Below are 22,497 nucleotides of genomic sequence, written 5' to 3' on the forward strand. Positions count from 1 at the left end.
GATGGCCAGGTTTGAACGCGCAGCGCTCCTGAAGACGTTTCGCGACATGGCGAGGCGCGGTGAGCCGATCGTCGGCGGCGGCGCCGGCACCGGCCTGTCAGCCAAGTGCGAGGAAGCCGGCGGCGTCGATCTCATCGTCATCTACAATTCCGGCCGCTATCGGATGGCCGGCCGCGGATCGCTCGCCGGTCTGATGGCCTACGGCGATGCCAACGCCATCGTGCTCGAAATGGCGAATGAAGTGCTGCCCGTGGTCACCAGAACGCCGGTGCTGGCAGGCGTCAACGGCACCGATCCGTTCCGCGACATGGATGTCTTCCTCGACCAGTTGAAGGCGCTCGGATTTGCCGGCGTCCAGAACTTTCCGACCGTCGGCCTGATCGACGGAACGTTCCGTGCCAATCTCGAAGAGACCGGCATGTCCTATGCGCTGGAGATCGACATGATCGCCAAGGCGCACGACAAGGACATGCTGACCACGCCCTACGTCTTCAGCGAGAAGGAGGCCGCCGCGATGGCGATCGCCGGCGCCGACATCATCGTGTGTCACATGGGGCTGACGACCGGCGGCAGCATCGGCGCGCAGACAGCACCGAAGCTCAAGGATTGTCCCGCGCAGATCGACACATGGGCTTCCGCTGCGCTCAGCGTCAATCCTGATATCCTGGTGCTGGCGCATGGCGGTCCGATCGCGGACCCTGCCGATGCCGATTTCGTCATGAAGAACACCCGCCATTGCCACGGCTTCTACGGCGCGTCCTCGATGGAGCGGCTGCCCGTGGAACGGGCGCTGACGGAACAGGTGCGTCAATTCAAGGCGATCGGCGCGCGGTAACGCCGAAGGTACGAGGGAGGGAAAGATGTCGGGGATGTTGGTCGGTGAATTGATCCTCTGGCTGATCGTCGCGATCGTCGTGATCGTGGTCGGCGTCTACATCGTGAACTGGCTCTACCACCGCTCCTCCAAGGAAACCTCGTTCGTCCGGACCGGCTTCCTCGGCGAACGCGTGGTGATCAATGGCGGCGCCTTCGTGCTGCCTTTCATCCACGACTACACGCCGGTCAACATGAACGTGCTACCGATGGGCATCGTCCGCTCCAGGCAGGACGCCGTGATCACCCGCGACCGCATGCGCGTCGACATCGAGGCCGACTTCTATGTCCGGGTGCAGCCGACCGACGAGGCCGTCTCGATCGCCGCGGCGACGCTCGGCCGCCGCACCATGGAGCCCGGGCAGCTGCATGCACTGCTGGCCGGCAAGTTCATCTCCGCGATCCGTTCGGTCGCCTCCGAAATGACCATGGAGGAGATGCACGAGCGGCGCGGCGATTATGTCGCGCGGGTCAAGACCAATGCCGCCGAGGCCCTCGCCCAGAACGGCCTCGAGCTGGAATCGGTCGCGATCACCGATCTCGACCAGACCGACCTCGAATTCTTCAACCCCTCGAACCGGTTCGACGCTGAAGGCCTGACCCGGCTGATGGAGGATATCGAGGCGAGGCGCAAGCTGCGCAACGACATCGAGCAGGACTCGATGATCAAGATCCGTACCCGCAATCTGGAAGCCGAACGGCAGGCGCTCGAGATCGAGCGTGAGAGCGAAACCGCACGCCTCGAGCAGGAACGCGACATCGAGATGCGCCGCGCCCTCCAGCGTACGGAAGTCGCCCGCGAACGGGCGCTGCGCGAGACCGAGGCCGAACAGGCGCAGATTTCCGCCCGCGAAGCCATCGAGCGCGCCCGCATCGCCAACGACCAGGCGATCGCGGAGGCCCGAATTGCCTCCGAGCGCGAGACCCGCCAAAAGGAGATCGAGCGGACCCGCACCATCGAGGAGAAGGAGCTGCTGGCGCGCGAGGAGATCGAGAAGACCCGCATCGCCAACCAGCGTTCGATCGACACCACCCGCATCGCCTCGGAACGCGAGGTCCGCCAGCGCGAGATCGAGCGGATGCGCACTGTCGAGGAAGCCGAGATTGCGGCCCGCGAGGCGATCGAGAAAGCCCGCATCCAGCAGGACCGCGTCGTCACCGATGCCCGTATTGCCAACGAGGAAGAGACAAGACGCCGCGAGATCGAGCGGACGCGCGCGGTCGACGAGGCCGAGATCGCCGCGCGCGAGGCTACCGAGAAGGCCCGCATCGCCCAGACGTTGATTGTCAATGTCGAGCGCATCTCCTCGGACGAGCGCACCCGCGCGCTGGAAATCCAGCAGGTGCGAACCATCCAGGAGGCCGAGATCGAGGCGCAGCGCGCGGTCGAGGCCGCCCGCATCGCCCGCGAGCGAACGCTCGCCGCCGAGCGCATCGCCGCCGAGCAGAACACGCGGCAACTCGAGATCGAGCGCAACCAGGCACTCGACGTCGCTGGCATCACCGCGCGCGAGACCACCGAGGTGACGCGCATCGCACAGGAGGAGCGCGTCCGCTCGCTGGAGATCGCCCGTAACCGCGCCGTCGAGGAAGCCGATATCGCCTCGCGCGAAGCGATCGAGGCAGCCCGCATCGCCCAGGAGAAGGCGGTTGCGGCCGAACGCATCCAGGCCGAGCGCGACACGCGTTCGCTCGAAATCGAGCGGACCGGCGTCCTGGAGGCGGCCGAATTGAAGCGGCGCGACGCCATCGAGCGCCAGCGCATCACGGTCGACCTTGCGCTCGAGGCCGAGCGCATCAACTCCTCCAAGAAGCGCGAGGTGCTCAACATTGAGCAGAAGAAGGCGATCGAGATCGCCGACGAGGACCGCGTCATCGCGCTGTCGACCAAGAAGTCCGAGCGGATCGACGCTGACCGCCAGGTCCGGCAGGCCGAGATCGTCGCGCGCAAGGAGGTCGAGACCACGGACGTCTCGCGCGAGCAGGCCCTTGAATCTGCGCGTATCGAACGCCGCCGCGCCATCGAGCAGCTCGAGGTCGCCCGCGTGCAGTCCCTGCAGGAAGCCGAGATCGCCTCCCGCGAGGAGGTCGAGCGCGCGCGCATCGCCTCGGACCGCGGCCTCGACGAGGCCCGCATCGGCCGCGAGCGCGAGCTGCGCAAGCTCGAGGTCAACCGCGAGAAGGACGTCGAGACGGTGCTGATGGAGAAGGCCATCGCCATCCATCAGAAGTCGCTGGAGGAGTCGGCCGCACGTGCCACCGCAGAGGAAGCACGGATACGCGCGACCGAAGCCGCCGAGCGCGTCATCACCGCACGCGAGAGCGAAATTGCAAAACGCCGCAAGACCGTCGAGGTGCTGCTCGCCGAGAAACAGGCCGAGGAGACGCGCATCGCGGCCGAGGCCGAGCGCGTGCGCGCGGCGGTCGAGGCCGAGGCGCAGCGGATGCTCAACGAGGCTGAGAACGTGCTCACCGACCAGGCGCGCTACTCGCTGTTCCGCAGAAAGCTGCTCGACCGGATCGAGGGCATCGTGCGCGAGAGCGTCAAGCCGATGGAGAAGATCGAGGGCATCCGCATCCTCCAGGTCGACGGGCTCAACGGTAACGGCCATGGCGGCAATGGCGGCCGCAGCGCCACCGACGAGGTGATCGACTCGGCGCTGCGCTACCGCGTCCAGGCGCCGCTGATCGACTCGATCCTGTCCGACATCGGCGTCGAGGGTGGCAGTCTCGCCAAAATGCCGGGCCTGATCCGCGAGGCCCGCGACATGCAGGGGATCAAGGATTCGGCGCGCAAGAGCGGCGGTGGCGGCGACAAGCCGGCCGCCTCCTCGCCTGCAGCCGAGGGCGGCGAGCCGCCGGCCGAGCGCGGGCCCAGAAAGAAAAGCTGAGGTCTTAACCATGGCCCGCGTCTACGTCTCCACCGTCGTCAACGCCCGCAACGACCGCGTCTGGGCGCGGGTACGCGATTTCAATGGCATGCCGAACTGGCATCCGGCGATCGCGGAAAGCCGCATCGAGGGCGGCGAGCCCTCCGACAAGATCGGCTGCGTCAGGGATTTTCGCCTGCGCAATGGCGACCGCATCCGCGAGAAGCTCCTTGGCCTCTCCGACTACGACATGTTCTGCACCTACTCGATCCTGGAATCGCCGATGGGCGTGGAGAACTACGTCGCGACGCTGCGGCTGACGCCGGTCACCGACGGCGACCAGACCTTCATGGAATGGACCGCCGAGTTCGACTGCGCGCCCGAGCGGGAAACCGAGCTCGTCAACAATATCGGCGGCGGCGTCTTCCAGGGCGGTTTCGACGCCCTGAAGCGCGTGTTCGGAGGCTAAGCGTGCCGCATATCGTCAAAAGCACGATTTTGGACGCCCCGACGGACGCGGCGTGGAACGTGCTGCGCGATTTCAACGGCCACGACCGCTGGCATCCGGCGGTTGCGACCTCCTCGATCGAGCGCGCGCAATCCGCCGACAAGATCGGCTGCGTCAGGCGCTTCAAGCTCAGGGATGGCTCCGAGCTGCGCGAGCAATTGCTCGCGCTCTCCGACCTCGAACAATCCTTCAGCTATTGCCTGCTCGATACGCCGGTGCCGATGTTCAACTACGTCGCTCATGTCCGCCTGTTGCCGGTGACCGATGGCGACCGCACTTTCTGGCATTGGGAATCGCGCTTCACCACGAAGCCGGAGGATCGCGACCGCATCACCCATATGGTCGCGGAAGACATCTACCAGGCCGGATTCGAGGCAATCCGCCGCCACCTGAAGGAGGCCGCCTAGCCATGGCTGTAACGGTGAAAACATTTGCCAGTGCCGGCGAAGCCGCCGGGGCATTATCCTCGGATCGTAGCGCGCGCTATCTCGGCGGCGGCACGCTGGTGATGCGGGCGCTCAACGAGGGCGACGTGTCGGTATCGACCATCGTTCGCGCCAGCGACCAGGCGCTGACCCGGATCGACGCGTCAGGCCCGCGCATCACGCTGGGAGCCGGCGTCAGCTTCGCGCGCGTCCTCGCCGAACGCGACCTCGCCTTCCTGCACGCACCCGCCCGTTCGATCGGAGGCCCCGCCGTGCGCAACATGGGCACGGTCGGGGGCAACCTGTTCGCCCCAAACCCCTATGGCGATTTCACGGTCGCGCTGCTGGCGCTCGACGCCACGGTCGCCGTGCAAGGCGGCTTCGGCGCCCGCGACATTGCGATCGAGGAGTTCCTGCAATCGCGCGAGCGACAGTCCGGCGCGCTGGTGCTCTCGGTTTCCTGCACGCGGCCGGCCAGCGCGGAGGCCTTTCGCTATCGCAAGATCGCCCGCATCAAGCCGAAAGGCGGCTCGGTCATCACGCTGGCCGCGCATCTGCCGATGAGCGGCGGGCGCATTGCCGGCGCCCGGATCGCGCTGGGCTCGATGGCGCCAACACAGATCCGCGCCAAAGGGGCGGAACGTGCACTCGAAGGACGCACGCTCGATGCCGCGAACATCAATGCAGCCGCCTCCGCCGCAATCGAGGGAACATCGCCATCCGACAATGCGCTCGGCAGCGCCTGGTACCGCCGCGAGATCGTCGGCGTGCATCTGCGCCGTTTGCTATCCGGTCAGGAATAGACGGGGATCGCCATGTCCAAGACACCTCTGCAGTTCCGTCACAATGGCCGCGACGTCGCGATCTTCGTCGACGGCGGCACCAATCTTCTGGTCGCCTTGCGCGAGCTGATCGGTGACATGACGCCGAAATTCGGCTGCGGCCAGGGTGGCTGCGGCACCTGCAGCGTGCTGATCGACGGGGAAATCCACCTCTCCTGTCTGACGCTCGCCGAGACCGTCGCCGGCCGCTCCGTCGAGACGCTCGACGGCCTCAAGCAGGGACCGAACCTGCATCCGCTCCAGCGTGCCTTCGCCGACAATTTTGCCGCCCAATGCGGCTACTGCACGCCGGGCATGCTGATGGCCGCAAAGGCGCTGCTCGACCGCAATCCCTCGCCGAGCCGGACCGACGTGATCGAGGCGATCTCCGGCAACATCTGCCGCTGCACCGGCTACGAGCCGATCATCAATGCCATCCTCGCCGCCGCCGGCGGCCGGGCCAGCGCCTGAGGTCAGACCATGCTGGAACTACGCAAGGACATCTTCGCCGACGAGCGCGACGACAATCTCAAGGAGATTGGCAAGGGCACGCAGCGCCAGGACATGCTCGGCCACATCACGGGCACGTCCAGTTACTTCAACGACCACAAGCTGCAAGGCATGCTGCACCTGAAGGTCGTACGCTCGACCCAGGCCCATGCAAGGCTGCGCCGTATCGATACCGCGGATGCAGAACGCTCGGCCGGCGTTCGCCGGATCATCCGCGGCACTGATGTGCCGGTCAATCTCAACACGCTCCTGAGCCTGATCAACTTCGGCAAGGACGACGAGCCGTCGCTCGCCGTCGACAAGGTCCGCTACAAGGGCGAACCGATCCTCGCCATCGTCGCCGACAGCGAGCGGGAGGCGTTCGAGGCCATCGCAAAGGTCAAGATCGATTACGAGCCGCTGCCGACCGTGTTCGACGTCGAGGATGCGCTCAAGCCCGGCGCGCCCGTGGTCAACGAGACCTATCCGAAGAACGCTTTCATCTATCACGACGTCTACGATCACCAGCGCTTGCGTTTCGGCGATGCCGACGCCGCGCTTGCGACCGCCGACCACGTGCTCGAACAGCGCTACCAGATGTCGCCGATCGAGCACGCGCCGACCGAGACCAATGGCGCGATTGCCGCGCCCGACACCAATGGCCGCTACGTCGTCTACACCTCGACCCAGGCGCTGTTCTTCTCGGTCGACACCTGCGCCAAAATCCTGGACGTCCCCTCCAACACCTTCCATTTCATCGGCGGCACCGTCGGCGGCGGCTTTGGCGGCAAGGTGGATACCCTGACCGAACCGCTCGCGATTCTCGGCGCAATGCTGACCGGGCGTCCCGTCCGCTACGTATTCGGGCGCGAGGAGGAGATGCAGTATGGCCCACCGCGCGGCGCCGAGCGCATCTACATCAAGGACGGCGTGATGCGCGACGGCCGCATCGTCGCGCGCAAGATCCGCGCCTATTTCGACAGCGGCGCCTACACGCGACTGTCGAGCTATGCCGCGGTGAAGTGCGCCGCGCATCTGCCCGGCCCTTACACCATCCCGAACGTCTACGGCGACGTCTACTGCGTCTTCACCAACCGCACACCGGCCACCGCCATGCGCGGCTTCGGCGTCACCGCGATGGACTTTGCCATCGAATGCCAGATGGACAAGCTCGCAAACCTCGTCGGCATGGACCCGATGGAGTTCCGCATCCTCAACGCCTATCGCGACGGCGACATGAAGGCGCACCGGCGCGAGGCCAAGAACACGGCGCTGATCGAATGCGTCCAGGTCGCGGCCGAAAAGGCCAAATGGCCGATCCGCGACGAGTTCAGGCGCGCCTCCTCCCGCAAGGATGGCGGCGGCAGCCGCGCCGCAATCCCGCCGACGCCAACGGAACAGCGTGCGCGGCCCGCTGTACCCGCACAGCAGCGCACGAGCTATGACCGCGCGCCCGTGACCGCGACGCGAGAGCCGCCGCGCGAACCACCGCCGCCGGCGCCGCCACCTCCTCCGCCGCGCCCGGCCGCCCCATCGCACGGCGCCACCCGCTTCTCCTCCGTCTTTGGCACCAGGAGACGCTGACATGACCAGGCATCGCGGACGCGGCATGGCGTCAATCAACTATCCCATCGGCATGAACCTCGGCGGCGATCCGAGCCAGGCGCTGGTCCACTCCAATCCCAGCGGGAAGTTCACGGTGGCGCTGTCATCGATCGATCTCGGCCAGGGCATGAAATCGGTGACGCGGCAGATTTGCGCCGAGACGCTCGGCGTGCCCGTCGAGGACGTCTATGTCGACACGGCGGACTCCGACACCGGTCCGCATTGCATGGGCTCGTTCGCCTCGCGCGGCACCCACCGCGTCGGCAACGCCGTGATGGCTGCCGCCCGCGAAGCGCGCGGCGTGATGATGGAAGCCGCGGCCGAGGAATTGGAGGTCAACGCGGCCGATCTCGACACTGACGGGCGTGGCAACATCCATGTCAAGGGCGCGCCGCATCGCTCGATCTCGACCAAGGATGTCGCGATCGCCGCGCAATTCAAGCAAGGCAAGACCATCTCCGGCCGCGGCATCTTCCTGGTGCCGCTGTCCAACGTTGACCCTGAAACCGGCGAGATGTCACCGGCGACCTGCTATGCACATGCCTGCCTCGTCGCCGAGGTCGAGGTGGATGATGAGACCGGTGAGGTCGCGATGGTCCGGATGGACTCCGCCTATGAGCTCGGCCGTGCGCTCAACCCGCGGCTCGTCGAGCAGCAGCTCGTCGGTGGCGCCTGGATGGGTGTCAGCCATGCGCTCTACGAGACGCCGGAGCCGTACTATCCTGACCCCGTTCACGGCCCCCGCGACTTCGTCGAGTATCTCATGCCCGGTCCCGGCGACATCTGTCCGCACGATATTGCAGTGCTGGAGCGTCCTGCCCCTGATGGTCCGTTCGGGGGGAAAGGCCCCGGCGAGATGTGCGCCAACCCCGTCCTCCCTGCCGTTGCGAATGCGATCTTCAACGCGGTCGGCGTGCGCATCGACGAGTTGCCGATCACCCCCGAAAGGGTGTTGCGCGCGATCAAGGCGCAGGGCGGCGCCCGCCCGCAGGCGCGGCGCTAGAGGATCGGCCGTGGCGGTCCGCAGCAACATCGTCGGCATCGACAGCCCGGAGGCGCTGGAGAAGGCACTTCGCGCGGCCTATTACCTCGCCGACGAGGGCCTTGCGACCGCCGCCTATCTCGGTCTCGCGCTCGGAAAACCGCTGCTGCTCGAGGGTGCTCCCGGCGTCGGCAAGACGGAGGCGGCCAAGGCCATCGCCGCCGTGCTCGGCCGCCGCCTCATCCGCCTGCAATGCTACGAAGGCATCGACGCGTCTGCTGCACTCTATGAGTGGAACTACCCGCGCCAGATGCTGGCGATCCGCCAGGCCGGCGACGAGAGCATCGACATCTATGGCGAGACGTTCCTGATCGAGCGGCCGATGCTCGCGGCGCTCCGTGCGCCCGATTCCACCGTGCTGCTGATCGACGAAATCGACCGCGCCGACCAGGAGTTCGAGGCCTTCCTGCTCGAATTCCTCTCCGACTTCCAGATCTCGATTCCCGAGCGCGGCACGGTGCGCGCGGCGGAGCGCCCCGTGGTCGTGCTCACCTCGAACCGGACGCGCGACCTGCACGAAGCCTTGCGCCGCCGCTGCGTCTATCACTGGATCGACTATCCCACGGCCGAGCGCGAAGCGCGGATCATCATGATGCGCGCCTCCAGCGTCGCCGAGGCCACGGCCCGCGCCGTCGTCGCAGCCGTAGAGAAATTGCGGCGCGAGCCGTTGAGCAAAGCGCCGGGGATCGCCGAGGCCGTCGACTGGGCCGAGGCCGCGACGCTGCTGCACAAGGGCGGCGCACGCTGGCCTGATGCCTTCAAGCGCTCGATCGGCGTAGCCTTGAAGGACGAGGAAGACCTGCATTTCATCTCGCCGCGGCTCGACGCGATGCTCGCGGAGGCGACCGCATGAGCATCGAGCCGCAACTCCCGCGCGCCGCACGCATCTTCGTCGCCTTCGTCCCGCTTCTGCGCGCGAACGGCTTTGCCGTGGCGCCGGAGCAAACGACGACGTTCCTGGCGGCGATCGAGCTGCTCGGCCCGGGCAGTATCGAAGATGTCCGACAAGCTGCCCTGGCGACGCTGGCTCCGCCGCCCGAACGTCGCGCCACCTTTGACCGGCTGTTCGATCTCCATTTCCGCGGCAGCGAGGCGATCGGACGTGACGACGAGGGCGAGGACGACGAGACGGTCCGGCTCCAGGAAGAGGGCCGCGGCGACGAGGAGCCGCTTCTCTCCGACGACGCCAGCGAGTCGGGCCTCACCGCGACCCGAACAGAGGCCCTGGTCGAGCGCCGCTTTGGCGTGACGTCGACCCTGGACGCGTTACGGCGCCTGGCGCGTGAAGCTCCGAGGCGTTTGCCGCGACGGCGCGGCCACCGGCGCATGCGCGCCCGCCGCGGACCGTTTGCCGACCTTCGCCGCACCTTGCGCGACACCGTCCGCAGCGACGGCGAGATCCTGCGGCTCGGCCACCTCAAGCGGCGGCAGCGGCCACGCAAAATACTGCTGCTGATCGACGTGTCCGGCTCGATGAAGAGTCGCACCGAAGAGAACATGAAGCTCGCGCATGCGCTGGTGCAGGCGGCGCCCAATGTCGAGGTCTTCACCTTCGGCACGCGGCTGACGCGCGTCACCCGTCCGTTGCGGGTGAAGCGTCGCGAGCAGGCGTTGAACGCGGCCGCCCACCTCGTCAGCGATTGGGACGGCGGCACCCGCATCGGCGACGCGCTACAAGCCTTCCTCGGCGTGCCACGGTTTGGCGGCTACGCGCGGGGTGCTGCCGTGGTGATCGTCTCCGACGGACTCGAGCGCGGTGAACCCGACGCACTTCGTGACGCCGTCGCAAAATTGTCGCGGCGGGCCTGGCGGTTGAGCTGGCTGTCGCCGCTCGCCACCAGCCCCGCCTTCCGCCCGCAGACGGAGGCGCTCATTGCCATCGAGCGCTTCGTCGACGACCTCGCGGATGGCGGTTCGAGCGCGTCGATCGTCGCGCACATTCTGGCATTGGGACGAAGGAGAGCGGCGTGACCGATATTGTCGACGGCCATCATCACATCTGGCGGCAAGCCGACCTGCCCTGGCTGATCGGCCCGATGCAGCCGCGGATCTTCGGTCCCTACGAGCCGATCCGGAGCGATTATCCGATCCAGGAGTATCTCGACGATCTCAAGGGCACTGGCGTCACCCGCTCGGTGTATGTGCAGACCAACTGGGCCAACGACCGCTTCGAGGACGAGGCCGCCTGGGTGCAACAGACCGCCGACGAGCATGGCTGGCCGCACGCGATCGTCGCTTATGCCAATTTCTCCGTCGAGGACGTCCGGCCGCAGCTCGATCGCCTCAAGCGCTATCCGCTCGTGCGCGGCGTACGCATGCAACTGCACTGGCACGAGAACCCGCTCTACCGCTTTGCGGCCCGGCCCGATCTCTGCGCCGATCCAATGATCCGCCGCAACGTCGCGCATCTCGCCGACTATGGCTGGAGCTTCGACTTGCAGGTGTTCACCCCGCAGATGCCCGAGGCCGCGGAGCTGGCCGACGCTTGCCCGAAGGTGACCTTCATCCTCCAGCATGCCGGGATGCTCGAGGACCCCTCGCCGGCAGGCCGCGCCGCCTGGCGCGCCGGCATGGCGCGGCTTGCGGCCTGCCCGAACGTGGTGTCGAAACTCTCCGGGCTCGGCACCTTCATCCATAGCAACGATCCTGCGCACATCGCCGCCGTGCTTGCCGACACCGTTGCGATCTTCGGCGCTGAGCGTTGCCTGTTCGGCTCCAATTTCCCGATCGAGAAATTGTGGACCAGCTATCGCGAGCTCGTCGATGCGTTTCGCGCAGCGGCCGCACCGTTCAGCCCGGCGCAGCAGGACGCGATCTTCAGGACCACCGCGAGCCGTGTCTACCGGCTTGGGCAGTAACGATTACAGAAATGAGGCAGGAGGGGACGCGAATGGCGCTGGAGATCAAGATCCTGGACTATGGCGATATCGAGCTGGAATCGAGCTTCCTGGTGCTCGGTCGCGACTGCGGCCGCACCCGCCGCGTTCTCACCCTGGGCTTCCTGATCCTTGGCGGCAAATATCCGGTCGTGGTCGACACCGGCTATCGCTCCAATCAGATCATGGGGACGCTGGGCATGCGCGGCCTGCAATACCACGAGAACATGATCGAGAACCAGCTTGCGCGCCACGGCGTGCGCATGGGCGACGTTCGCTTCGTCTGCCATACCCATCTGCACATCGACCATGCCGGCAAGGACGATTTGTTTCCGATGAACACGACCGTCGTCCTCAATCGCAAGGAGCTCGAATATTCCGTTTCCGGCCTGATGCATCCGCAATATCCGGCGCCCGACATCAAGCACCTGATCGACCGCCTGCACACCAAGAGCGCGCTGCGCTTCCTCGACCTGGAGATCACCGGCCCGATTGAGCTGATGCCCGGCGTCTATTGCGACGCAGCCAATGCCCACACCGAGGGCTCCATGAACATCATCGTTGAAACCGCCGACGGCATCGCCACGATTTGCGGCGACGTGATCTACGACTTCAACGACCAGATCGTGACGCCCTTCAATGAAATCCACGATTGGGAGCCACGCACCACCGGCAACCACGGCACGAGCAAGCGCGCGGAGAAGGCGGCGATCAAGAAGCTGCTGAGCAACTCGCGTTATCTGCTGCCGGTGCACGACCGTCCCGCCAAGATCGAAGGCGGCAATGTCGTCGGACGACTGCACGACCAGGTCCCCGGACCGATCGTGCAGTCCCTGCCGGAGCGTAACTGGTTCCCAGCCTGAGATCGACCGATGACGCACGTCACCTTGCGCTCCGAATTCGAGACCCTGATCGACCCCTATGCGCCGGTCGCACAGGTCGGCACCGGCTTCAACTTCACGGAGGGCCCGATCTGGCATCCCGTCGATCACTATCTCCTGTTCTCGGACATGCCGGGCGACGTGCGGCGGCGCTGGGATTCGCGGCGCGGCGTCGCGGAGGTCAAGCGTCCCTCGAACAAGTGCAACGGCATGACCTACGATGCCGAGCTCAATCTGATCGTCTGCGAGCATGCGACATCGTCGCTGATCCGCGAACGCCCGGACGGCCGACGCGAGGTGCTGGCCTCGCACTTCCAGGGCCAGGAGCTCAACAGCCCGAACGATGTCTGCGTACATTCATCCGGCGCGATCTATTTCTCCGATCCCTGGTATGGCCGCATGCCGGTCTATGGCGTCGAGCGACCGCGCCAGCTCGGCTTCCAGGGCGTCTATCGCGTCATGCCCGGCAGCGAGCCGAAGCTCGTCGTCGACCGCAACCTGTTCGATCAGCCGAACGGGCTGTGCTTCTCACCGGACGAGAGGCTGCTCTATGTCAATGACACCGTGCAGGCGCTGATCCGCGTCTTCGATGTCGATGCGGACGGCTCGCTCGCCAATCCCCGCGTGTTCGCAAGCGGCATCCGCTCCGAGCTCGAACCCGGTCTGCCCGACGGCATGAAGTGCGATCAGCACGGCAATGTCTGGGTCACCGCACCCGGCGGCGTCTGGGTCTATTCGCCGCGCGGCGAGCTGCTCGGCAAGGTCCGCGTGCCCGAACTCGTCGCCAACCTCGCCTGGGGCGGTCCGGATTTCCGCACGCTGTACCTGACCTCGACCCATTCGCTGTACGCGATCCCGACCAAAGTCGGCCCGCGGCATGAGCCGTATATGAGCGGCCGGCGAAGTAGCGGCGGCGCAAGCGCGAGCGCCGCGCCCACGGCACCGATCCTCGCCGAAGGCGAGATGCGGCTCGATCCCCAGCGCTGCGCCATGATCATCCAGGACCTCCAGAACGATGTCGTCATGGATGGCGGCGCATTTGCCGATTCCGGCGCCCCCCAACATGCGCGCCAGCAGCATGTGATCGAGAACGTCCGCCGTCTCGCGGAGACCGCGCGCGCCCGCGGCGTCGCCATCATCCACGTCTGGTTCATCGTCGAACCCGGCGCGCCCGGCGTCACGCTGAATGCGCCGCTGTTCGAGGGCCTCGTCGACAGCAGGGCGATGGTGCGCGGAAGCTGGGGCGCGGCGCCCGTGTCCGGCCTCGAGCCGCGGCCCGGCGATTTCGTCGTCGAGAAGATGCGCATGAGCGCGTGGGAGGGCACGCGGCTGGAGACGATCCTGAAAGCCACCGGGCGCGACATGATCATCAACACCGGTGCCTGGACCAACATGTCGGTCGAGCACACCGCGCGGACCGGCGCCGACAAAGGCTACTTCATGATCGTGCCCGAGGACTGCTGCTCGACCATGAATGCCGACTGGCACAACGCCTCCATCAACTTTGCCATGCAGAACGTCGCCGTCGTGACCAGGACGGACACGGTCATCAAGGCGCTGGGATGATACGCGGTGCCGAAGCTCCTGCACCTTTCCTGCTCGCCCCGCCCCGACTCCGAATCGAGTGCCGGCGCGCAGGTCTTCATCGAAGGCTTTCGTCAGGTCCATCCCGATTGGGACATCGACGTCGTGGACCTCTGGCGCGAGCGGATGCCTGACTTCGCCGGTCCCATCCTCGAAGCCAAATATGCCCGCATGAATGGTACGGGCTTCAGCGATCCTCAACGCGACAGTTTTGCCGAGGCAGAGCGCTTGGCGTTGCGCTTTTCACTGGCCGATCGCGTGTTGATCTCGACGCCGATGTGGAACTTCAACATCCCCTACAAGCTGAAGCAGTTCATCGACGTCATCGTCCAGCCCGGGCTCACCTTTCGATTCGATCCGTCGCAGGGATATGTCCCTCTGCTGAAGGACCGGCCGACACTGGTGGTTCTCGCCAGCGGCAGCGATTTTTCCACCGGCATGAACCGCGGCCGCATCGATATGGCAACACCCTACTTGCGGGAAGTACTTCGCTTCATCGGCATCAACGACGTTCGCTTCGTCGCGATCGGGCCGACCACCGGACCATCGCAACCCATTAGAGATGCCCGCGACAGGGCATCCAAGCGCCTCGCCGCAATGGCTGCGCGGTTCTGATGAAGCTGCGAGCGGCTGTACGGTTATTCCGTGCGCCCCGATCGAATCCTCATGGGGCCGTTTCGCGCAAGAGCTTTTCCCGGCGCAGAGGCGAGATCGCCGACAAGGACAGGGAACGACGAAGGGCCTTCCGAACCGGAGGGTGCCGGAACGCAAAATGGCAGATGACGCTATCGAGGCTCTCATCGACGTCGCGCATGCGATGTCCATGAAAGGCCATCCACTTCTCGATCCGGCGCACGCCCGAACGTCCCAGCCCTGGCTGAGCAAGAAGTTCGGCCTTGGTATGGAGCGATGCAATCTCCAGGAGATAGTTCATGCGCGTCAACGGCTCTCTGCCGATCAGCGCCGCAAGCGGGCTGTGAACCAGTATGACTGCAATCCGCTCCGGCAAATGACTGTGGCTTTGCTTGAGAGCGAAGGCTTTCCTCACCGTCAGTTCCACCCGAACCTGCAAACATTCCAAAGATTGTTCTAAGAAGACCTCTAGCAGAGCCGTTTAGCGTTGTCTCATTGTACACGCCCCGGTTGATCTCGATTAGACAAGTTCTAGATCGAGGAAGCTCCAAATCGATATCGGAACACGCCAAATGGTGTCCATCGGATATCGCGAATGCATGGAGATGAGGCAGCTGGAGGCGGAATGCGGACCATTTATAAGTGCGTTGCCGGCACCGCTTGCAAGCGAGACTTTCGTTTGGTCGATCGCCGTCAAGTCTGCGGCTCCGCTCAGTCAATTGCGCCTGCGATCCCTGTCGGATCCGCGTATTCGAGGTCCAGTCGAGTTCCAGAATCCGCCAGAGATCCTCTTGTGGCTGGGCGCGACACATCACTTGCGTAGCGCGACGTTCGGCAGCAAAGCAACGCTCCGTGTCGACGAAGCCAAGATGCTGCTCAACGCCGACGAATCCAGGCATCTTGCGCGGTTTCGCCACGCGGAAGATCGAATGAGCTATCTTGCCGCACACGCTGGCGCGCGCCTCCTGTTGGCAGCCGTGACGGGGCAGGCAGCCGACCGGATGCGAATTGAGACATCTCCGCTGGGTAAACCGCGACTCGTTGATGCCCCTGCAGGCCTCGACTTCAGCTTGAGCCACGCCAGAGGCGCAGTCACCGTTGCAGCGGCATACATGCCCATCGGGGTGGATATCGAGCCGCTCAGGCAAATAACCGATCTGGACGCCATGGTCGAAATCGCCTTGTCGCCGGAGGAACGCAAGACCCTCGCGAGAACGCCCGAAGCGCTGCGATCCCGTCACTTTCTCCGCTACTGGACGTTGAAGGAGGCAATCCTCAAGGCCGCAGGCGTCGGTCTTGCGGTTTCACCGCATACATTGATCGTCGATGCGGGATCGTCTCCGGCCGTGCTGGCCGTGCCGGATGCACTTGGTACGGCCGCGCAATGGCGCGTCATCACCGCGAGCTAGGCGATGAGTTCCCGGCGTGAAATTGTCGAGAGCAGTGACTCCGCAATCTCCTGGGAACGCACGGCAAGAACCGAGAGCAGCGTATCGCTCAGGCCGTGAGAGGATTCCGAGTAGCCCTGGAGGTGGATCTGCGGCCGGAATGCCGGGCTGGTGACGAGCCTGTAATTACGATCCAGCGCCGCATCGCGAATGTAGCGGCGGACCGGCTCGAGGAACCCGTGCGGCGTTTCCCTGTCATATCCCGTCGCCAGGATCACGACGTCATAGGTCGAACGAAGGCTTTCGCCACGGAATTTGTCGACCAGGGCGATTTCGATGCCGTTCGGTCCCGCATTCACGTTCGTAATCTCGCTGCGGGGACGCAATCCGATCCGTTCATCGCCACCGACGCGCTGCTGATAGAGCAGCCGGTACAGCTGATCCAGCAGATCGGAATCGACCACGGCATAGTTCGTATTCCGGAAGTTGCGGACGATTGCGTCCCGCCGCTCGGCAGGCTGCGCGTAGACAAAATCGGTATAGTCAGGGTTGAAGATCTCGTTGACGAAGGGGCTGCCGTCGGACGGCTTCAGGGCATGGGCGCGAAAGATCAGGTCGATGCGCGCCTCGGGACGTCTGCCATGGAGGTCGACCGTCACCTCGGTTGCGCTCTGTCCGCCGCCGACGACGGCCACACGCACGGCCCTATCACGCGGGACGAGGCGATCGATCAGGTCGAGATAGCGGCTGGAATGCAGCAGCCTGCGGTCATCAGCAGCCTTGCCAAATACCTGCGGAATGTATGGCTGGCCTCCAACCGCGACCACGAGATTTCGTGCGAGGCGCACGGTCTCGCCGCCGATGAGCGAACGTGAATGCACCCGCAACGACGTTACCGTCTGCCCCGCCATCACCGGCTCGACGGCGATGATGGTTTCGCCGTAAGCCGCTTGCGACTTGAAATGGCCCGCCACCCACTGGAGGTAATCATTGAACTCGACCCGGCTCGGATGGAACGTCCGGCAGTTGATGAAATCCAGCAAGCGGCCACGCTTGTGCAGATAATTCACGAAGGTGAAGGGACTGGTCGGATCGCGCAACGAGACCAGATCCTTGAGAAACGATATCTGCATGTCGCTGCCTGGAAGCAGCATGCCACCGTGCCAGGTGAAGTGTGGCTGCTTCTCCACGAACAGCGGCGCGCATTTCAGGCGCGATCGCTTCGCGCATTCGTCCAATGCGATGGCGAGCGCGAGATTGGAAGGCCCGAATCCGACGCCAATGACGTCCTGCTCGATCGCAAGTTGATGAGACATGAAGCCGCGCTCCGCTCGCGCTTTAGGACGAGACCGCCGGACCGGCGGCTGCCGGAAGCCAGAGCCGATCGCCGAAGAAGCGTTCGCGCAACAGCATCACCAGGGTCGCCCGCTTGTGGGGAAAGTCGAAATTCTTGATCTTCGCAAACCCCGAGCGTTCGAGATTGCGAAGCTGCTGGGAATGCGCCGCCGCCGGCTCCCCGACAATCCGCTGCGTACGGCAATCGTCGAGAAACATGTAGTGCATCAGCGAGGGCAACCACGCGCTGATGTAGTGACGGCCGCGAAAGGCATCCTCGCCCACGACCACGTGCCAGCCCCGGTCATAGTCGCCGGCATCATAAAACGGCGCGATGCGATTTTCCTTCGCCCAATAAAGCTCGAAATAGCCAAACGGCTCATCGCCGAAGCAGCCTATGAGCGGCAGCATATGAGGATCGGCCAGGATGCCGGCCAGATATCGTCGATGCTTGTCGAGATCGCCCGCTTCGTTCCAGAACGCATCGACGCGGGGGTCGTTCATCCAGCGGTGCAACAAGTGGAGATCGTTCTCGAGGTCGGCCACGCGAAACGAGATGGCCTCCGACAGCCAGGGAATGAACCGGCCATACACTTTTCCGGTCGGTTTTACGGCGCGTCGCGGATGCCGCCGACCGTCCGTCATGACATGAAATTGAGGCAATGGCGGTCGCCCGGGATTCACCAGCCAATTATCGGGGCGCTGCATGACCAATTCGGGAAACAGCACCAGCTGCTCCTCGGACATGATGACGAGGCCACTCTCCATCAACTCCCGCGCAAGCGATACTCCATCGGGGAAATGCAGCACGAGCCGATCAACGCCCGGCCGCCAGGCGAACAGCGCCTCGGCGGATGCCGATACGGCCCGTGCCGCAAGCTCACGGTCTTCCGACGCATTCAGGACATCGAGGTGATCGATCCGCTCTCGAAGGCGCAGTTCCAGCGCCGTCACGTCGTTGGCAACGACGCGAAGACGATCGCCTTCCTGGAACACGGTCAGAGCGGAATATGGGCCGACCGGGAACGCACGAGGTCCGGTCCCGGAATCCGAAGCCTTGTTCATCCGGCCCTCGCATCTCGATCATCGTTGACGCGTGGTGTAAATCACTCGCGTACAGGCTGACAAGAAATGCGCGCACACGCAGATTAGATTCTCTACAAATCTGACAACCTGTCGCAAGATGGGATCGCATGTTGTCGACCGCGTGCGACAAAAAAACACCCGCGCTTCGCCACAATATGTCTAAAGCGACGCGTCGGTTGGAACTGCGGAAGACCCCGCGACGTTATCTGCCTTCGCTTCGCTCGCGACGATCTTGCCTTCGCGCAGCCGCACGAGGTGATCCGCAATCCCGAAATAGCGATCGTCGTGAGAGATCACGATGATGGTCTTTCCGAGACGCTTCAGGTCGGGCAGCAACTCCGTGTAGAAGATGTGCCGGAAGGCCGGATCCTGATCGGCGGCCCACTCGTCAAATACGAGGACGGGCCTTTCCTCGAGCCAGGCATTCATCAGCGCCAATCGCTTGCGCTGTCCGGTCGACAGATCCGTCGTCGTAAACACGCCGTTCTCGACCGAGACCTTGTGCGCGACTTCCAACCGCTGGAGGTAGCGCTCCGCGACATCCGGAACCACGCCTTCTCCACGTATGAGATCCTCGAACAGATAGTAGTCGGAGAAGATGGTCGTGAAGAGCTGGCGGTAATCGTCCCGCGTCTCCGTCAGGACGGGCAGGCCGTCGCGAAGCACCGTGCCACCGTGCGGCGCATATAGACCCAGCAACAGCTTGATGAGTGTCGTCTTTCCGCTTCCATTCTGCCCCACGATGAAAACGATATCGCCCTGCCGAACGAGCAGATCGACCGGCCCGAGGACGAAGGGATCGCTGCCCGGCACAGCGCGAAAGGCATAGGTGACGCCGCGAAGCTCGATGGATTCGATCGCGAGCTTGCCCGGCGCACCGGGAGCAGTGGCCAGCAGATCGTGCTCGGGGGACGAGAACTGCTCCGAGAGCTCCGCAATACGGCGCATCGCGACCTGGGCGCGGCCAAGCGCCGGCAGGATGCCGATGACCTGATCAATGGGTCCGCGCATATAGAGCAGCACCAGCACGAAGCCACTGGACACCGCGGCAGGGCTGTCGGGCCACAGGAACGGACGCAAGGTCAGCGCCACGCCGATCACGACAAAAAACAGCATCGTCCCGAACGCCCGCGCCGTCACGAACAGATTGATCGATCTGATCTGCACCGAGCTGATCCGGTCGACGGTGCGCTGGAGTTGCTCGACATAGACGCGCCGACGGCGGACGCGATTGAGACGCAGCTCCTTGGCGCCCTCGGCGATCGCGCGATACTGCTTGTGCAGCTGATCCTCCGAATCGCGCGCGGCACTGAAGCCGCGGACGCCTCGCGTCCTTGCATATCCATGCGCCAGCGATCCGAGGACGATGACGGCTCCCGTGATCAGGAAAAGCGGCCAGGACAGCACCGCCAGGTAAACCATGCAGCCGAGCGCGATCACCAGCGACACGAAGAAGGACGAAAAGAAGAACGCGAAATCACTGATCGTATCGACATCCTGCGTGAGCACCGGGATCAGGCGATGCGTCCGGTAGATTTCGAGCTGATCGATCGGCGCGGCCAGGATCCTGGCAGCCAGCGACTTGCGGAGCTCGGCGATGATCCGCTGTCCGACATAATTGGCGCTGATATCGGCGCCGATGGAACCGATCAGGATCAGGAGGCACAGGCCAGCGAATGCGAGAAGTAGCGTTACGACGTCGGCCTGCGTGGCATAGAGCCCGTGATTGACGACCGCGAGCAACGCCGCGACGCTGGCGCCGCCAACCAGACCCAGAACGATGCCGCCGAGCACGAGCGGCCAGTAAGGCTGCAGGAGATGCAGGATCTGCGCCGTCAGGCCGCTTCGTGAGTTCATTGTGAGAGCCGCGCTGGAAGGGGGACCTGAAGCGAACCTATACGGCCCGTCGCGATCAGAACAAGCCGTGCCGATGTGATGCGAATACATGATGGCGGCACCGCTCTTCCAGAGCTTATTTTTCCGCCTTTTTCGATGGATTCTAATTTGGGATCGGCTATGCCTTTAATATGATGCGGGTAGTATCGCTTTTGCATCGCAGCCGGCGAGCGAGCAGGATTTTTATCCAGCGCCGTGCCAGGCCGCGACATCCCGACATCGAAGCGCTTGTAGGCCCGCATCGGACAGGCCCGATGGAGAATGACTTTGGACCCGCTAATCTCAGAAACCCGCATCGCGCTTCCCGATGCCGCCGGACTCGCTGCGCGGATGGTCGATCATCTGGCCGAACATGACATTGCCTTCGAGGACCGGGACGGCCTCATGGTGGCGAAACTGCCGTTCGGCACCAGTTCCCTCGCCGTCGAGGCCGAAGCGCTCAGGATCCGCGTCGAAGCCAACGACAAGGGCAATCTGGAAATGCTGCGCTCGGTCGTCGCCTCGCATGTGATCGAGTTCGCGGGCGACATTGCCCCGACCATCGTTTGGTCCGGTCATGAATCCAACGGCGGCATGCTGGCCAACTTCCGTGAGGTGCGGCTGAAGGCCGCGATCACCCTGACGCCGCACATGCGCCGGCTGACCTTCACCGGCGACGACATCGCCCGTTTCGTGAACGACGATGACTTGCACGTGCGGCTGTACTTCCCACCCACAGGCCTCGCCAAGCCCGAATGGCCGTGGCCCGCCGCGGATGGACGTATCCTGTGGCCAGAGCCCGACCGCAGGCCCCTCACCCGCTATTACACGATCCGCCGCATCGACCTGCAGAGCCGCGAGATCGATATCGATTTCGTGGTTCATGATCACGCCGGACCGGGTTCGGCGTTCGCCGTCGACGCGAAGACCGGCGCCATCTGCGGCATGGCCGGCCCGCTCGGCCGCGGCATCCGTCCGGCGCGCTGGTTGCTGCTGGCGGGCGACGAAACCGCCCTGCCCGCCATCGCGCGAATTCTCGAGACGCTACCGGCGACGACGACGGGCGAGGCCTTCATCGAGGTCGCCGATCGGCGCGAGGAAGTTCCGCTGGTCGCGCCGAGCGGCGTAGAGATCCGCTGGCTGCATCGCGAGGGCCGTCCGGCCGGGACGACGCAGCTGCTGATCGATGCCGTCAAGGCGGTGCGATGGCCCGACCATCGAGAGGTCTTCGCCTGGGTCGCGTGTGAGGCACAGGCGCTGAAAGCCCTGCGCAACCATCTGCGCGACGAGAGAAAGCTCGCGCGTGACCAGCATCTGGCCGTCGCCTATTGGAGCCTGCGCCAACCATGACGTTCCAACAGGCCCAAACGGGCGAAAGGACGCTCGCCTTATCGACCGACATCGCGCAGACCTCACCCGATGCGCCCGCATCCTTATTCGAGCTCGACCAGGTCGGTTTCGCGGTGGCCGGACGCGCACTGCTCGAACCGCTCACCTTGTCGCTTCCCGCGCGCAGCGTCGTCGGCCTGATCGGGCACAACGGCTCCGGCAAGTCGACCTTGCTGAAATTGTTGGCGCGCCAGCAGCCGAGCTCGTCAGGAACAATTCGTTTCGAAGGCCGCGCGCTGCGCGCGTGGAGCGATCGGGACTATGCCCGCAAGGTCGCCTATCTGCCACAGCAAACCCCGCCCGCCGCCGGCATGCTGGTCAAGGAGCTGGTTGCACTCGGCCGCTATCCCTGGCATGGCGCGCTCGGGCGTTTCAGCGACATCGACCGCGACAAGGTCGCAAACGCGATGGCGTTAACCCATATCGAGCCATTCGCGGACCGGCTGGTCGATACGTTGTCGGGCGGCGAGCGCCAGCGGGTCTGGATCGCCATGCTGGTTGCGCAGGATGCCGAATACCTGCTGCTCGACGAGCCGACCTCGGCGCTGGACATCGCCCATCAGATCGAAGTGCTGTCGCTGGTCAAGCAGCTCGCCCGCGAGCGCAATCTCGGCGTGGTCGTCGTGCTCCACGACGTCAACATGGCCGCCCGCTTCTGCGACGAGATCATCGCGCTCCATTCCGGAAAGCTGATTGCCCGCGGCGCTCCGGACAAGATCATGACGCCGGCCGAGCTCGAAACCATTTACGGCATCCCGATGGGCGTGATGCCATCGCCGGATCACGGCCATCTCATCAGCTTTGCGCGATGAGGGCG

At 64.7% G+C, this 22,497-nt stretch carries 21 protein-coding genes; 17 read left to right on the forward strand and 4 right to left on the reverse strand.

Annotation, left to right across the window (positions count from 1 at the left end):
- Nucleotide 1 precedes the first annotated feature (1 nt).
- The 14 genes from NLM27_RS18315 to NLM27_RS18380 are packed head-to-tail and all read left to right on the forward strand — an operon-like array spanning nucleotide 2 to nucleotide 14,589.
- Nucleotides 2–835 carry a phosphoenolpyruvate hydrolase family protein gene (locus tag NLM27_RS18315; protein WP_254144635.1) on the forward strand — a complete coding sequence of 278 codons (834 nt, stop codon included), beginning with the start codon at nucleotides 2–4 and terminating at the stop codon, nucleotides 833–835.
- A 25-nt stretch (nucleotides 836–860) separates the two neighbouring features.
- Complete coding sequence (locus NLM27_RS18320) at nucleotides 861–3,764, forward strand: flotillin family protein (protein WP_254144636.1); 2,904 nt, start codon at nucleotides 861–863, stop codon at nucleotides 3,762–3,764.
- A gap of 10 nt (nucleotides 3,765–3,774) precedes the next feature.
- Complete coding sequence (locus NLM27_RS18325) at nucleotides 3,775–4,212, forward strand: SRPBCC family protein (RefSeq protein ID WP_157331006.1); 438 nt, start codon at nucleotides 3,775–3,777, stop codon at nucleotides 4,210–4,212.
- 2 nt (nucleotides 4,213–4,214) lie between these two features.
- Nucleotides 4,215–4,658: an SRPBCC family protein gene (locus NLM27_RS18330; RefSeq protein ID WP_254144637.1), complete on the forward strand. Its 444-nt coding sequence runs from the start codon at nucleotides 4,215–4,217 to the stop codon at nucleotides 4,656–4,658.
- Between the two features lie 2 nt (nucleotides 4,659–4,660).
- Nucleotides 4,661–5,479 (forward strand): xanthine dehydrogenase family protein subunit M, encoded by an 819-nt coding sequence (locus NLM27_RS18335; RefSeq protein ID WP_254144638.1) that lies wholly within the window; start codon nucleotides 4,661–4,663, stop codon nucleotides 5,477–5,479.
- Nucleotides 5,480–5,491: 12 nt separating this feature from the next.
- Nucleotides 5,492–5,968, forward strand: a complete 477-nt coding sequence (locus NLM27_RS18340) for a (2Fe-2S)-binding protein (protein WP_254144639.1) — start codon at nucleotides 5,492–5,494, stop codon at nucleotides 5,966–5,968.
- Between the two features lie 9 nt (nucleotides 5,969–5,977).
- Nucleotides 5,978–7,570 carry a xanthine dehydrogenase family protein molybdopterin-binding subunit gene (locus NLM27_RS18345; RefSeq protein ID WP_254144640.1) on the forward strand — a complete coding sequence of 531 codons (1,593 nt, stop codon included), beginning with the start codon at nucleotides 5,978–5,980 and terminating at the stop codon, nucleotides 7,568–7,570.
- Nucleotide 7,571: 1 nt separating this feature from the next.
- Complete coding sequence (locus NLM27_RS18350; RefSeq protein ID WP_254144641.1) at nucleotides 7,572–8,594, forward strand: xanthine dehydrogenase family protein molybdopterin-binding subunit; 1,023 nt, start codon at nucleotides 7,572–7,574, stop codon at nucleotides 8,592–8,594.
- 10 nt (nucleotides 8,595–8,604) lie between these two features.
- Entirely contained in the window at nucleotides 8,605–9,486 is an 882-nt protein-coding gene (locus tag NLM27_RS18355) for an AAA family ATPase (protein WP_254144642.1), read from the forward strand.
- On the forward strand, nucleotides 9,483–10,604 hold the full coding sequence (locus NLM27_RS18360; RefSeq protein ID WP_254144643.1) for a VWA domain-containing protein: 1,122 nt from the start codon (nucleotides 9,483–9,485) through the stop codon (nucleotides 10,602–10,604). Before NLM27_RS18355 ends, NLM27_RS18360 begins: the two co-directional genes overlap by 4 nt.
- Nucleotides 10,601–11,491, forward strand: coding sequence for an amidohydrolase (locus NLM27_RS18365; RefSeq protein ID WP_254144644.1), 891 nt, complete (start codon nucleotides 10,601–10,603; stop codon nucleotides 11,489–11,491). The genes NLM27_RS18360 and NLM27_RS18365 overlap by 4 nt, the downstream gene beginning before the upstream one ends.
- Before the next feature lie 32 nt (nucleotides 11,492–11,523).
- Nucleotides 11,524–12,372 carry an MBL fold metallo-hydrolase gene (locus tag NLM27_RS18370; RefSeq protein ID WP_254144645.1) on the forward strand — a complete coding sequence of 283 codons (849 nt, stop codon included), beginning with the start codon at nucleotides 11,524–11,526 and terminating at the stop codon, nucleotides 12,370–12,372.
- Nucleotides 12,373–12,381: 9 nt separating this feature from the next.
- Complete coding sequence (locus NLM27_RS18375; protein WP_254144646.1) at nucleotides 12,382–13,956, forward strand: isochorismatase family protein; 1,575 nt, start codon at nucleotides 12,382–12,384, stop codon at nucleotides 13,954–13,956.
- A gap of 6 nt (nucleotides 13,957–13,962) precedes the next feature.
- Nucleotides 13,963–14,589 (forward strand): NAD(P)H-dependent oxidoreductase, encoded by a 627-nt coding sequence (locus tag NLM27_RS18380; RefSeq protein WP_254144647.1) that lies wholly within the window; start codon nucleotides 13,963–13,965, stop codon nucleotides 14,587–14,589.
- Nucleotides 14,590–14,638: 49 nt separating this feature from the next.
- Here NLM27_RS18380 and NLM27_RS18385 read toward each other — a convergent pair whose 3' ends face one another.
- The gene (locus NLM27_RS18385; protein WP_254144648.1) at nucleotides 14,639–15,034 is read right to left on the reverse strand and encodes a hypothetical protein; all 396 of its coding nucleotides are present in this window, start codon (nucleotides 15,032–15,034) and stop codon (nucleotides 14,639–14,641) included.
- A 145-nt stretch (nucleotides 15,035–15,179) separates the two neighbouring features.
- Between NLM27_RS18385 and NLM27_RS18390 the strand changes: the two genes are divergently transcribed.
- Entirely contained in the window at nucleotides 15,180–16,016 is an 837-nt protein-coding gene (locus tag NLM27_RS18390; RefSeq protein WP_254144649.1) for a 4'-phosphopantetheinyl transferase superfamily protein, read from the forward strand.
- On the opposite strand, the gene NLM27_RS18395 is transcribed toward NLM27_RS18390, so the two are convergent.
- The 3 genes from NLM27_RS18395 to NLM27_RS18405 form a co-directional block, all read right to left on the reverse strand.
- Entirely contained in the window at nucleotides 16,013–17,311 is a 1,299-nt protein-coding gene (locus NLM27_RS18395) for a lysine N(6)-hydroxylase/L-ornithine N(5)-oxygenase family protein (RefSeq protein WP_254144650.1), read from the reverse strand. The two genes, NLM27_RS18390 and NLM27_RS18395, sit on opposite strands and share 4 nt — an antisense overlap.
- Nucleotides 17,312–17,333: 22 nt before the next feature.
- Nucleotides 17,334–18,395: a GNAT family N-acetyltransferase gene (locus NLM27_RS18400; protein ID WP_254144651.1), complete on the reverse strand. Its 1,062-nt coding sequence runs from the start codon at nucleotides 18,393–18,395 to the stop codon at nucleotides 17,334–17,336.
- 180 nt (nucleotides 18,396–18,575) lie between these two features.
- Nucleotides 18,576–20,273, reverse strand: a complete 1,698-nt coding sequence (locus NLM27_RS18405; protein WP_254144652.1) for a cyclic peptide export ABC transporter — start codon at nucleotides 20,271–20,273, stop codon at nucleotides 18,576–18,578.
- A gap of 300 nt (nucleotides 20,274–20,573) precedes the next feature.
- Between NLM27_RS18405 and NLM27_RS18410 the strand changes: the two genes are divergently transcribed.
- Nucleotides 20,574–21,641 (forward strand): siderophore-interacting protein, encoded by a 1,068-nt coding sequence (locus NLM27_RS18410; RefSeq protein WP_256569990.1) that lies wholly within the window; start codon nucleotides 20,574–20,576, stop codon nucleotides 21,639–21,641.
- Nucleotides 21,638–22,492 carry an ATP-binding cassette domain-containing protein gene (locus NLM27_RS18415; protein ID WP_254144654.1) on the forward strand — a complete coding sequence of 285 codons (855 nt, stop codon included), beginning with the start codon at nucleotides 21,638–21,640 and terminating at the stop codon, nucleotides 22,490–22,492. The genes NLM27_RS18410 and NLM27_RS18415 overlap by 4 nt, the downstream gene beginning before the upstream one ends.
- Nucleotides 22,493–22,497 lie beyond the last annotated feature (5 nt).

The sequence above is a fragment of the Bradyrhizobium sp. CCGB12 genome (assembly GCF_024199845.1).
In the GTDB taxonomy this organism is placed as follows: domain Bacteria; phylum Pseudomonadota; class Alphaproteobacteria; order Rhizobiales; family Xanthobacteraceae; genus Bradyrhizobium.

What these genes read in the sequence shown, in the direction of transcription:
- NLM27_RS18415 (WP_254144654.1), top strand. Translation starts at nt 21,638, where the DNA reads ATGACGTTCCAACAGGCCCAAACGGGCGAAAGGACGCTCGCCTTATCG.
- NLM27_RS18405 (WP_254144652.1), bottom strand. Translation starts at nt 20,273, where the DNA reads ATGAACTCACGAAGCGGCCTGACGGCGCAGATCCTGCATCTCCTGCAG.
- NLM27_RS18340 (WP_254144639.1), top strand. Translation starts at nt 5,492, where the DNA reads ATGTCCAAGACACCTCTGCAGTTCCGTCACAATGGCCGCGACGTCGCG.
- NLM27_RS18345 (WP_254144640.1), top strand. Translation starts at nt 5,978, where the DNA reads ATGCTGGAACTACGCAAGGACATCTTCGCCGACGAGCGCGACGACAAT.
- NLM27_RS18370 (WP_254144645.1), top strand. Translation starts at nt 11,524, where the DNA reads ATGGCGCTGGAGATCAAGATCCTGGACTATGGCGATATCGAGCTGGAA.
- NLM27_RS18325 (WP_157331006.1), top strand. Translation starts at nt 3,775, where the DNA reads ATGGCCCGCGTCTACGTCTCCACCGTCGTCAACGCCCGCAACGACCGC.
- NLM27_RS18390 (WP_254144649.1), top strand. Translation starts at nt 15,180, where the DNA reads ATGGTGTCCATCGGATATCGCGAATGCATGGAGATGAGGCAGCTGGAG.
- NLM27_RS18320 (WP_254144636.1), top strand. Translation starts at nt 861, where the DNA reads ATGTCGGGGATGTTGGTCGGTGAATTGATCCTCTGGCTGATCGTCGCG.
- NLM27_RS18315 (WP_254144635.1), top strand. Translation starts at nt 2, where the DNA reads ATGGCCAGGTTTGAACGCGCAGCGCTCCTGAAGACGTTTCGCGACATG.
- NLM27_RS18350 (WP_254144641.1), top strand. Translation starts at nt 7,572, where the DNA reads ATGACCAGGCATCGCGGACGCGGCATGGCGTCAATCAACTATCCCATC.
- NLM27_RS18360 (WP_254144643.1), top strand. Translation starts at nt 9,483, where the DNA reads ATGAGCATCGAGCCGCAACTCCCGCGCGCCGCACGCATCTTCGTCGCC.
- NLM27_RS18375 (WP_254144646.1), top strand. Translation starts at nt 12,382, where the DNA reads ATGACGCACGTCACCTTGCGCTCCGAATTCGAGACCCTGATCGACCCC.
- NLM27_RS18335 (WP_254144638.1), top strand. Translation starts at nt 4,661, where the DNA reads ATGGCTGTAACGGTGAAAACATTTGCCAGTGCCGGCGAAGCCGCCGGG.
- NLM27_RS18395 (WP_254144650.1), bottom strand. Translation starts at nt 17,311, where the DNA reads ATGTCTCATCAACTTGCGATCGAGCAGGACGTCATTGGCGTCGGATTC.
- NLM27_RS18400 (WP_254144651.1), bottom strand. Translation starts at nt 18,395, where the DNA reads ATGAACAAGGCTTCGGATTCCGGGACCGGACCTCGTGCGTTCCCGGTC.
- NLM27_RS18410 (WP_256569990.1), top strand. Translation starts at nt 20,574, where the DNA reads ATGACTTTGGACCCGCTAATCTCAGAAACCCGCATCGCGCTTCCCGAT.